Raw genomic sequence first — 11,087 nt, 5'->3', positions numbered from 1 at the left:
CGCCAGGACGGTGGTGTCAATTCCGAACATCGACCGGTGCCCCTAGGCCCTTTCGCCGTTTCAAAGAAACGGCGAACCGCCCTATTTCTTTGTTTGGACGCAATTCCGGACGGATAACCGCTTCACACTTTTCCTGGAATTGCGTCAGACCTCCAGACAAATCAGTCAGCGCGTTTCTCCATCGCCTCGAGCGCATTGGCGAGGCGCTGCTCCTCGCCATAATAGCGGGCGCGATCCCAGAAATGCGGGCGGCCGATGCCCGTCGACACATGCTCGCCAACCAGCCGGCCGCTCGAGTCCTCGCCCTTGATGTTATAGAGGACGAGATCCTGGGTGATGATGACGTCGCCTTCCATGCCGACCACCTCGGTGATGTGGGTGATGCGGCGCGAACCGTCGCGCAGGCGAGCGGCCTGGATGATCACGTCGATCGAGCCGACGACGATCTCGCGCACGGTGCGCTGCGGCAGCGAATAGCCGCCCATGGCGATCATCGATTCGATACGGTTGAGGCATTCGCGGGGGCTGTTCGAGTGGATCGTTCCCATCGAGCCGTCGTGACCGGTGTTCATCGCCTGCAGAAGGTCGAACACTTCCGGTCCGCGCACTTCGCCGACGATGATGCGCTCGGGCCGCATACGCAGGCAGTTCTTGACGAGATCGCGCATGGTCACCTCGCCCTCGCCCTCGAGATTGGGCGGCCGGGTTTCGAGACGCACCACATGCGGCTGCTGCAGCTGCAGTTCGGCCGAGTCCTCGCAGGTGATGACCCGCTCCTCGCGGTCGATATAGTTGGTCAGGCAGTTGAGCAGCGTCGTCTTGCCGGAGCCGGTGCCGCCCGAGATGACGACATTGCAGCGGACACGGCCTATGATCTTGAGGATTTCCGCGCCTTGCGGCGAGATGGCGCCAAACTTGACCAGCTGGTCCAGCGTCAGCTTGTCCTTCTTGAACTTGCGGATGGTGAGCGCGGTGCCGTCGATGGAGAGCGGCGGCGCGATGACGTTGACGCGCGAGCCGTCGGGCAGGCGCGCGTCGCAGATTGGGCTCGATTCATCGACACGACGGCCGACCTGGCTGACGATACGCTGGCAGATGTTGAGCAGCTGCTGGTTGTCGCGGAAGCGGACGCCGGTCTGTTCGACCCTGCCGTTGACTTCGATGTAGACGTTCTTGGAGCCGTTGACCATGATGTCGGCTATGTCGTCGCGGGCGAGCAGCGGCTCCAGCGGTCCATAGCCCAGAACGTCGTTGCAGATATCTTCAAGCAGCTCCTCCTGCTCGGAGATCGACATCGCGAAGTTCTTGATCGCGATAATATCGTTGACGATGTCGCGGATTTCCTCGCGCGCGCTTTCGGGATCGAGCTTGGCGAGCTGCGACAGATCGATCGTGTCGATGAGCGCGGAGAACACCTGGCTCTTGGTGTCGTAGTAAGTCTCTGAGCGCTCGCGCTGGATCCTTCTTGGCGGCTCGGGCGCCATCGGCGGCGCCTCCACGGGACGGCGAGCCGGCGGCGCAGCCGGCGCGGTGGACGCCGGCACGGCCGGCCGCTCGGCCGTCATCGTTCCCGTCGAAGCGGGAGCGGCGGGAGCCGACGCCGGCGGACGGAATTCGGGCGTCACCCGGTTGCCGTCGTCTTTGCTTCTCTTACCAAACATGATCGACTACCCGATGCCGCTCAAACAGCGTCATTTCCTGTTGCGCGAGAGCTTGCCGAGGATCGAACCCAGGCCCGCCTTCTTCTTTGTCTTGATTTCGCTACGTCCGGTCAGCACATGCGCTATCTCGTTGATGGTCGCGACGACCGGGTTCTTAGCGTCCATCTCGGTCAGCATGCGGCCGTTGTTGGCGGCATTGCCGAACAGCAGCGGTTCGAAATTGATCACCGCCATGGGCGTGATGCCAAGCGGCTCGGCGAAATCGGAAGGCGCTATCTCCGGCCGTTTCGGCACACCTGCCTGGTTGATGATCAGCTTCGGCGGCGGATCGTTCGGGCGCAGCCGCTTCAGCATGTCCACCAAGTTCTTGGTGTTGCGAAGATTTGCGAGCTCGGGCGTGGCGGTGATGACGATCTCGTCGGCCTTGATCAGCGTGCTCTTCGTCCACCCGCTCCAGATGTGAGGGATATCGAGAACCAGCAGGGGCGCGCTGCGTTGCGCCGTCTCGATGATCTGCGAGAAGGCCTCGGCGTCGAAATCATAGACGCGTTCGAGCGTGGAGGGGGCCGCAAGCAGCGACAGATGCTCGGCGCATTGCGCGAGCAGGCGGTCGAGATAGACCTCGTCGACCCGCTCAGGCGAAAACACGGCCTCTGCGATGCCCTGAGCCGGATCCTGATCGAAGTTGATGTTGGCGGTGCCGAAGGCGAGGTCGAGGTCAGCGATGACGACTTCGGATTTGAACAGCGACGACATCGCCCAGGCCGCATTGTGGGCAATGGTCGATGAGCCGACGCCGCCCTTGGCGCCGATGAAGGCGATTGAGCGGCCTATCGGCTCCGATTCCGGATCGACGAAGATCGACGACACGACGCTGACGATGTCGGACATTGAGACCGGCGCGACGACATATTCGGAAATGCCTGAACGGATGAGCTCGCGGTAGAGCCCGACATCGTTGTAGTGGCCGATGACCACGACCTTGGACGACGGATCGCAATACTCCGCGAGCTGGCCGAGTTGTTCGAGCAGTTGCTTCGGCTCGCTGCGCGATTCCAGCAGGATCAGGTTCGGTGTCGGCGCGGACTGATAGAACTCGATCGCGGTCGGAACGCCGCCCATATGGACCTTGAGATGGGCCTTGGCCATACGGCGATCCTCGGCGGCGCGCTCCACGGGGCTGGCGACGCCTTCGGTCTCGCAGAAAGCCTGGATCGAAATGCGCGGCACGGGGCGCAGCGCCTGCATGGCGGCGATGTCCTGCTGCGAAAGGTCGCCGGTTTCCGCGGGCGTGTCGTAGGCAAGATTGCTCATCGTCATGCTCTTTCCGTGGCTGCTTTTTCCGTCATCCGCCGGCTCAGTACGTCACTTCCGAATTGCCCAGGAACTCGTCTGAGATGCCTCTCGTCCGGTACACATCGATCACCGCGCTGCGATTTTCGGCATCGATTTCGGACTGCTTGCGCGGCCCGATCAGATCGTTGGGATTGGCCACCTGGGCCGCGAGATTGTTCTGATAGGAGCAGCCGAAGTCGGCATAATGCTTGTTGTCCGACGTCTCGGTCAGGTCGTCGGGCCAACGCCCGCATTTATCGGTCTGCGCCCGCACCGCGACGAAGGCGACGCGCACCGGCGCGGACGCCTCCGGCACAGCCGACTGATAGGAAGTCATGACGATGCGATCGCGCTTGACGCCCGCCTTCATGGCAAGCCTGGCAAAATCGCGGCCTGCCGCCTGCGCGGCAACTTCGTTGGCGGAGCCTGCCGGCATCGCGATCGTCAGCGCCGGCGCAGCGCTCTTGTCGTAGCCGTCGAGGAAGCCGAGCAGCGCATCGCGCTGCGCGCCGGTCATGCCGCGATCGCCGGCGCCGACCGGCAGATCGATCTTCTGATTCTTCTCGGCAATGACGATCGGATGGGTCGTGCGATAGTCGTCCGGGATCGACCCGACCGTGATGCTGTCGCGATTGGCGCAACCCGCGAGCGACGCCGCAAGGGCGACCGCCAGTGCCGGGACCACCTGCCGGCCTATCCTTGCGATGCCGGATGCTGTCCGGACCGTCATGACCTTCGATGCTGACTTGGACATATCCGCGTTCCCACTCATTTGTAGATGAAGCCGACGACGCCGTGGTACCGCCCGGCTGGCCTGTCCGTCTGCATGGTGCCGTAGACGCGATTGACGCGGCCGAGGAACATGCCGGCGCCGTCGCTCGGCGGGTTGAAATTGTCATCCGGCTTGGCCAGGTCGTTGCGCGCCACCGGCCGCGCCAGATAGGGCGTGATGATGATGACGAGCTCGCTTTCGTTGCGGACGAAGTCGCGGCTGCGGAAGAGCGTCCCGAGCACGGGGATCTTGGTCAGGCCGGGCAATCCGGTGACAGCCTGCCTGAGATCGTCGCGCACGAGGCCCGCGATCATCATCGAACCGCCGGAAGGCAGTTCGACCGTCGTATCGGCCAGGCGCTTGCGCAGCGACAAAGCGTTCATGCCGATGTTCTGGTTGTCTGTGGATGCCGATACGGATCCTTCGGTCGTCGGTTCGGAAACCGACGTCCTCACCTTCAGGCTTATGCGACCGGGCGACAGAACAACCGGCTGGAACTCCAGCCCGATACCGTACTCGATCTTGTCGACCGAATAGTTCTGCAGACCGGTCTGGTTGTCCGTGGACACGTTGGCGGAAACGCTCTTCACAATATTGTACTCGCCGCCGACCTTGAAGGTCGCCTTTTCCCCGGACACGGCGGTCAAAGTCGGCTCAGCCAGGGTCTTCATGACCCCCGACTGTTCCATTGCGTTGATATAGGACTGCAGCCCTGACGAGCTGATAGAGAGGCCCGCGTTCGACAGCGGTTTGCCAAGACCCATGTAAGGGTCGCTGAGCGCCGCCCAGGAAATGCCGTTGCTGCCGCCGCTGGCGAGCATATTGACGCCGAGCTGTTTCATCACCGAGCGGCTGACTTCGGCGACCGTCACCTTGAGCGTTACCTGATCGTCGCCGATGATCTGCAACAGGTTGACGATCTTGGAGGTCCGGCGCTCCTGGTCGGGGTTGTTGATGTCGACGCCGCCATTGACCGAGCCGCCGGCGGCGGTCTGCGAATATTGGCCGGTCGTCGCTTCACCGCCTGACACGAAGATGGTCGCGAGATCGACGGCGCGCTTGGCATCGAGCGGCGTGTCGACCATGCCGGTGAGGACAACGTTGTCGTTCAGCAGCTCGACCTTGATCTGCGAGGACGGGATGAAGCGCTTCAGATAATCCTCCAGCCCGGCGACATCGCGCTCGACGGCAAGGTCCAGGCTGACGATCTGCTCGCCATTGGGGCCGAAGACAAAGATGTTGGTTTCGCCGACCGCCTTGCCGAACAGGTAGATGCGCCGTGCCGTGCGCGTCACCGCGTCGGCAACCGCCGGATTGGCGACGAGGATGTCATAGGCATCGCTCGGCAAGTCGATGACCACGGATTTGTTGAGGCCGAGCTTGACGCGCTGCGTGGCGACGGAAGCCGATACGCCGGCGCTCGCGGCTTTGGCTTCGACCAGTCCCGAGGCGTTGGCGCCAATCAGCAGCAGACCGATCGTCGCGGTCGCCAGGAAGGGCAGCAGTTTGCCATTTAGCGTCATTTCCTTGCTCCCACCTCGGAAACCTCGCCCGACTTGATCAGACGCACCGTTCCGCGCCGGCCGTTGCCGTTGACCAGATAGTCGGCTTCGTCCGTACTCTTTTCGTGGATGTCGGTGATCGGGCGCAGCGCGAGCGTCAGGCGGTCCGCCATCTGCTGCGCGACGGTGATGATCTCGGCCTGTTGCGGCGTCAGCTCCAGCGTCGCGGTCTGGCCGACCCTGGTCTTCTTGCCTTCCTCGTCTTCCTGGATGGTCTGGTCGATGGCCAGCACCCGGATGTTCTTGAGGATGGTCTCGGTGTTGAAGCCGCTGCCGCCGTTGCCGGTGTCGGCGCGGCGGGTCATGATAACGTCGACGAAGTCGTTGGGCAGGATGAAGCCGCCTGCGGAAGTGTCGGCCGATATCGCGGTGGCGACAGCGCGCATCCCTGAAGGCAGGATCGACGACATGAAGCTCTGCCCCTCGCCGACCAGCTTGGAGCGGCGCAGCGGCTCGCCCGTATACATGGCGACGCGCGCTACCGAGCCCTTGAGCTTTTCGGCCGCGTCAGGTTCGGCGGCGCGCGTGATGAAATTGGCATTGACACCGTCGGACGGCCATTTTTCCCAGCTGACGTTGTTGCCGAGTTGGCTGCCCATCGCCACGTCGCCGGAAAGCACCAGCACGTCCTGCAACGCGACCGCCGGCTGCGCGGGCGCATTGACAACGACCTGCGCCGGCGGCGCCACCACCATGTTCTTGGCGACATAGCCCGCGCTACCCGCCGCGACCGCAGCCACGCCCAGAATAATCAATCGGGATGCTGGCATTCGTCCGAAACCCTTCGCCTCAAGGCAAACCACCTCGCCAGGCCGGACTTTGCAGCCGCAATCGTCAAAACAAGGTTAATGTAATGCTTACGATCGTGATTAATTTAAGGTTTACTCAAATTCGATCGAACGGTCTCGTCGTTAACAAAAAAGGCGGCCAGGCCGCCTTCGGTCGCCGACATCAATGTCGCCAAACCTATGCCGTGAGCCTCTGCAGCGCCCAGACCATCAGTGGCGAATCCGGGAACGTGATCAGTCCACCGGCGCCAAGCGCAACGCCATAGGGAATGCCCACTTTCTCGTCGGCGAAGTGGCGCAGGAACCGGCTGTGGCCGGTATAGGCGGCCAGCGGCGATTTACGGTAGGCGAGGATTGCGATGGTCAGCAGGCCCCCAAGGAAAGCCGACGTCACCAGATAGCCGATCAAATCGATGTTGAGGCCCATCCACAGAGCGCTCGCGGCCAGAAGCTTGGCGTCGCCGCCGCCCATGCCGCCGAGCGCAAAGAGGCCGAATGTCGTGGCAAGCACGAGGGCGCCGGCGGCGAAGTGCCAGCCATAGGTCGCCCAGTCCATCCCGGTGAGCGGCGCGACAAGCGCGAATGTGGCCACCAAGAGCACGGGAACGCGGTTGGCGATCGTCATCGACAACGTGTCGGAGATCGCAGCGAACAGCATGCAGAATGGGAAGACGACGAAGATTATGGCTTCGAGCATGAAACAAGTGCCGTGAGACAATACCGCGCGCAATCTAAGGCACGGCGCATTAACGATCGGTGAGTGGGGTGGCCGGATGCTGCAACGAACAAGGGCCGCCGCGAGGCAGCCCTTGTGTCAGAATGACTTCGCCGTCCTCGGCTTATCAGTTGCCCGACGGGGCGTCGCTGACAGCCGTGGCGATCGCATCGAACTTGGCATTCAGCGCGGTGCCAAGCGAGGTGGCGCCGACCATGATGGCGAGCGCGATGAGAGCGGCGATCAGACCGTATTCGATGGCGGTCGCGCCGGATTCGTCTTTCACGAAACGTGCAATGAGATTAGACATGCGAGAGCTCCTACTCCACGTGTTACAGCACTTCCGTCAACTTCTCTTTGCGGTTGATCGGACGCTGCAAATCTAGGGAGAAGCCGTTTCGATCGGCTTAATAAACAGCCTTACCGATTCCTTTCCAGCGGCGAACGCACTGCGTGGTTAACCGCGACCTAAACATTGTCAGCCGGCTCGAGGATCGAGCAAAGCGGCGCAAACCGGCGCTTGTGCAATGTTACTAAAACAGGAAGCGCCGTCGGCGCGTGGACGGGCGAGGCAAAATCCTTAATCGCGGCCAGGTCCGGTTTAACCGTTGCTTCACCAATCTCGTTCATGTTCCGTTGAAGAATCCGCCTGCCGGGAGCTGTTCAATGAGGTTGTCGAGATCGCTGTTTCCAGTCGCCGCGCTGCTGGCGGCTGCCGCCTTGGTGATGCCGGCCAAGGCCGGCGCGGGTGTCGAAGTGACCATGAACCAGGCAAAGATCGTCAAATTGTCCCGTGCGGCCGACACCGTCGTCATCGGCAACCCCGCCATCGCCGATGCCTCGGTGCAGGACGCCTCGACCATCGTTCTCACCGGCAAAGGTTTTGGCGTCACCAATTTGGTCGTGCTCGACTCGGACGGCAGCCCGATCATCGATGAACAGGTGACCGTCGTGCGACAGGCCGCTTCCTCGGTACGCATCTACAGGCGTGCCGAAGTCCAGACCATGTCTTGCACGCCCTATTGCGAGAGCGCCTACAAGACCGAGGCCGAGAAGGCTTCCGAAACCGAAATGAGCGCCGCGCACTAAGCCCGACAAAAAGCGTCGGAGCAGGCGTTAAAGACAGCTTAAAGCCTGCCGGGCGAATTTAACGATCATCCAAACCGGACCTCAATGGGTTTTCGCTACCTTGCCGCCGGTACCGCGAGGGGATTCGGCAGGAAGGCAAATGAGCAAGGATGCCACATCCGGCAACGGGATGGACAGTTCGGCGCGCGGCAAACCCCGCCCCGGCTTCTTCAGCGACAGACGCGGCAGCACGGCAATGGAATTTGCGATGCTTGCCATCCCGTTCGCGCTTCTCGTCTTCGCTATCCTCGAGAGCTGCATCTCCTTTGCCGGCCAGGAGGTGATGGCCAACGTCACCGACGATGTCGCCCGCCAGTTGCGGACCGGGCAGTTGCAGAGGTCGAACGTCACCGAAGCCTCCATCAAGCGGCTGATCTGCAGCAAGCTGGAGATCATGGTGGCCAAGGACTGCCCGGGATTGCTGGTGGACCTGCGTGAATATCCGAGCTTCGCCGACGCAGCTACGGCGGGCTACAGAATAAATGGCAACCAAATCGTGCTGACGCAAAGCGGAAGCGACAAGACCTTCACGACATCGCCCGGGCTGGCCGAATCGATCAACATGCTGCGGGTGTTCTACAAATGGCCGGTGATGACTGATCTCCTGGCCAAACAGATGCAGAATTTCACTGATGGGACCACGCTGCATTTCGCGTCCGTAACCTGGCAGAACGAACCGTTCGACGACAACTGAGACTGGTGGACGACTGAGACTGCGGCGATCTGGAGGATAGGATGTACCGTGCGGGGGCACATTGGGGGATTTCGGCTATCGTGGCGCGAGCCAGCCGGTTTGGCCGCGATCGGCGCGGCGTCGCGGCGATCGAGTTTGCGCTCATCGTGCCGGTGCTGCTCATCATGTATTTCATCACGATGGAAGCCTCCCAGGCCATTGAGACCAGCAAGAAAGTTAGCCGCATCGGCAGCATGGTGGCGGATCTCGTCACGCAGCAGACGGCGGTCGTGAAGGCGAACCTCGATGCCATCATGAAGATCGGCAGCACGACGCTTCTGCCCTACAACCGCTCGGATCCGAAGATCATCATCACCGCCATACAGATGTCGGACCAGGCATCGCCGACAGTGAAGGTAGTGTGGTCGCGCAAGCTGGTTGGCAGCACCTACAGCGCCGATGCCAAGCCCGGCGACACCACGACTGTCCCCTCGACGCTGAAAATCCGCAACACTTTCCTAATCCGTGTGGAAAGCGATCTCGGCTATACACCGGTCATCGCCTGGAGCGCGACCGATGAAAAAGCGAAATCGTTTGGATTGCTGTCGACCTTCAGCAACATAAACATGAGCGAGACTTATTATCTCAGGCCTCGCCGGGTTCCGATGATCCCTTGCAGCGACTGCTGACGGTCATTAGCGGCCATCCAATGCCTGCCGCACAATGCCCATCGCCATGGCGTAATCCTTGGACGTCGCCGGCACGAAGCCGCCGGTATGCGCCCTCTCCAGGAGGTCGTACACATCGGGCGTCTGTGATTTGAGATTGGTCAGGAAGACGGTCAGCCGTCGTTTCGTCTCTGGATCGAGATCGCTGCGCACCGCATGCGGCCCGTAGCGCAACAGGTCGGAGGTCCATAACACCCTAAGCGACGCCCCAGGGATGCCGGCAGCCTCCAGCCGCTCGACCGTGCCGCCGGAATGGGCGGCTTGGCCGTCGGCATCGGCCGGCTCCCAGCCGAACAAGCCATCCGCATCGCCGACGCTCAACATCGTCTCGGCCGCCGTGGCCGACGCCGCGCGTGCCAGGAACGGCGAATCCCGCGCAATCTTCACCCCTGCGGCGGAAAGGGCCGCCAGCGGCAGCAGCGCGCCGCCGACATTATCGGCCGGCGCAATCGCGATCCGATGCGAAGCCATGGCGGCAAGATCCTGAAGCCTGCCGTCGCGCGTCACCAGGACGGAGCGGATGCCGACGGCGCCGTCGGCGTCGACCGGCGCCACCAGTGGCTCGACACAGCCGCAGCGCTCCGAGGCCGTGGCATAGGCAAGCGCCGAATAGACCGCGTATTGCACGCGCCCGCTCGCCTGCGCCTCGATCAGCGCCCCATAGTCACGCGCAACGACGAACTCGACCTTCATGCCGAGCGCGTTGGCATAGGCTTCCGTCAGACGCGCAAGCCCGGGGACGGTGTTGCCGCCGCCCGGCGTGGCAACGATGCCGATACGGAACGTGCCGATGTCGTCACGCCAGTCGGCGTGTGCCGGCCATGCGGCGGCGCCGGACGCCAAGAGAGCGGCCGCGCACATTTTCACGGCCTGCCTTGCCGCGATCTTGCCGCGCCTCGCCATGCTTGCCTTGCTCCCGCCATATCCACGCCTCGTCGCAACTATGGCGCGAAGCGGTCGCGGTTTGGTTTCCGATTTGCCAACGCCGCCGGGGAACCTTATGTCTGGCGACCAGGACTGACAACAATGACACCCATGGCGCGCGCGTTCCTGTTCGTTCTCGATTCTTTCGGCATCGGCGGCGCGGCCGACGCCGAACGCTATGGCGATGCCGGCGCCGACACCTTCGGACATATCTTCAAGGCCTGCGCCGAAGGCCGCGCCGACCGGGAAGGTCTGCGCAAAGGACCGCTCGCCGTGCCCAACATGATGTCGCTCGGGCTTGGCCTGGCGGCGCAAACCGCGACGGGGTTCAGAACCGGCATCTATGCGCCGCCGATCGGCTCGGCCTTCCACGGCGCCGCCCAGGAGGTGTCAAGCGGCAAGGACACGCCGTCGGGCCATTGGGAGATCGCAGGACTGCCCGTGCGCTTCGACTGGGGCTATTTTCCCGACACGGTGCCTGCCTTCCCGGCCGAGCTGACCGACGCGATCATCCGCGAAGGCAAGGTGCCGGGTATCCTCGGCAATTGCCATGCGCCGGGAACCGAGATCATCGAGCGGCTCGGCGAAGAGCATATCCGCACCGGCAGACCGATCTGCTACACGTCGGTGGACTCCGTGTTGCAGATCGCCGCGCATGAAACGCATTTCGGCCTGGAGCGGCTTTATGAGCTTTGCCTCACGGTGCGCCGGCTCGTCGATCGCTTGAAGATCGGGCGCGTGATCGCGCGGCCTTTCGTGGGCGAGACGCCCGCCACGTTCCAGCGCACCCACAACCGCCGC

13 protein-coding genes are annotated in these 11,087 nt (G+C 62.7%); 4 read left to right on the top strand and 9 right to left on the bottom strand.

Going from position 1 to position 11,087, the window contains the following annotated elements:
* Positions 1–161: 161 nt before the first annotated feature.
* The 8 genes from EOA24_RS14560 to EOA24_RS41580 form a co-directional block, all read right to left on the bottom strand.
* A complete protein-coding gene (locus tag EOA24_RS14560; RefSeq protein WP_126079376.1) occupies positions 162–1,661 on the bottom strand; it encodes a CpaF family protein in 1,500 nt (499 codons plus the stop codon).
* Between the two features lie 30 nt (positions 1,662–1,691).
* Positions 1,692–2,975, bottom strand: a complete 1,284-nt coding sequence (locus EOA24_RS14555) for a CpaE family protein (protein WP_189342051.1) — start codon at positions 2,973–2,975, stop codon at positions 1,692–1,694.
* A 43-nt stretch (positions 2,976–3,018) separates the two neighbouring features.
* A complete protein-coding gene (locus EOA24_RS14550) occupies positions 3,019–3,750 on the bottom strand; it encodes a CpaD family pilus assembly protein (protein ID WP_126079378.1) in 732 nt (243 codons plus the stop codon).
* 14 nt (positions 3,751–3,764) lie between these two features.
* Complete coding sequence (locus EOA24_RS14545) at positions 3,765–5,291, bottom strand: type II and III secretion system protein family protein (RefSeq protein ID WP_127255896.1); 1,527 nt, start codon at positions 5,289–5,291, stop codon at positions 3,765–3,767.
* Positions 5,288–6,100: a Flp pilus assembly protein CpaB gene (gene cpaB / locus EOA24_RS14540; RefSeq protein WP_126079380.1), complete on the bottom strand. Its 813-nt coding sequence runs from the start codon at positions 6,098–6,100 to the stop codon at positions 5,288–5,290. The genes EOA24_RS14545 and cpaB overlap by 4 nt, the downstream gene beginning before the upstream one ends.
* Before the next feature lie 196 nt (positions 6,101–6,296).
* Complete coding sequence (locus EOA24_RS14535; RefSeq protein ID WP_126079381.1) at positions 6,297–6,815, bottom strand: prepilin peptidase; 519 nt, start codon at positions 6,813–6,815, stop codon at positions 6,297–6,299.
* 145 nt (positions 6,816–6,960) lie between these two features.
* The gene (locus EOA24_RS14530; RefSeq protein ID WP_126079382.1) at positions 6,961–7,143 is read right to left on the bottom strand and encodes a Flp family type IVb pilin; all 183 of its coding nucleotides are present in this window, start codon (positions 7,141–7,143) and stop codon (positions 6,961–6,963) included.
* Between the two features lie 158 nt (positions 7,144–7,301).
* Positions 7,302–7,463: a hypothetical protein gene (locus EOA24_RS41580; RefSeq protein ID WP_189343265.1), complete on the bottom strand. Its 162-nt coding sequence runs from the start codon at positions 7,461–7,463 to the stop codon at positions 7,302–7,304.
* 36 nt (positions 7,464–7,499) lie between these two features.
* On the opposite strand from EOA24_RS41580, the gene EOA24_RS14525 reads away from it, so the two are divergent.
* The 3 genes from EOA24_RS14525 to EOA24_RS14515 all read left to right on the top strand — a co-directional run bounded on the left by EOA24_RS14525 (position 7,500) and on the right by EOA24_RS14515 (position 9,323).
* Entirely contained in the window at positions 7,500–7,922 is a 423-nt protein-coding gene (locus tag EOA24_RS14525) for a pilus assembly protein N-terminal domain-containing protein (protein WP_126079383.1), read from the top strand.
* Between the two features lie 169 nt (positions 7,923–8,091).
* Positions 8,092–8,655 (top strand): TadE/TadG family type IV pilus assembly protein, encoded by a 564-nt coding sequence (locus EOA24_RS14520; RefSeq protein ID WP_245467348.1) that lies wholly within the window; start codon positions 8,092–8,094, stop codon positions 8,653–8,655.
* A gap of 41 nt (positions 8,656–8,696) precedes the next feature.
* Positions 8,697–9,323 (top strand): TadE/TadG family type IV pilus assembly protein, encoded by a 627-nt coding sequence (locus tag EOA24_RS14515; protein WP_126079385.1) that lies wholly within the window; start codon positions 8,697–8,699, stop codon positions 9,321–9,323.
* Positions 9,324–9,329: 6 nt separating this feature from the next.
* Here EOA24_RS14515 and EOA24_RS14510 read toward each other — a convergent pair whose 3' ends face one another.
* Entirely contained in the window at positions 9,330–10,265 is a 936-nt protein-coding gene (locus EOA24_RS14510; protein WP_126079386.1) for a PhnD/SsuA/transferrin family substrate-binding protein, read from the bottom strand.
* A 132-nt stretch (positions 10,266–10,397) separates the two neighbouring features.
* On the opposite strand from EOA24_RS14510, the gene EOA24_RS14505 reads away from it, so the two are divergent.
* A partial coding sequence (locus EOA24_RS14505) for a phosphopentomutase (protein ID WP_127409877.1) occupies positions 10,398–11,087 on the top strand: 690 nt, incomplete at its 3' end.

Source organism: Mesorhizobium sp. M2A.F.Ca.ET.039.01.1.1, from assembly GCF_003998035.1.
Classification (GTDB): domain Bacteria; phylum Pseudomonadota; class Alphaproteobacteria; order Rhizobiales; family Rhizobiaceae; genus Mesorhizobium.
The sequence above is the reverse complement of the archived record's forward strand: the minus strand, read 5'-3'. Positions and strand labels throughout refer to the sequence as shown.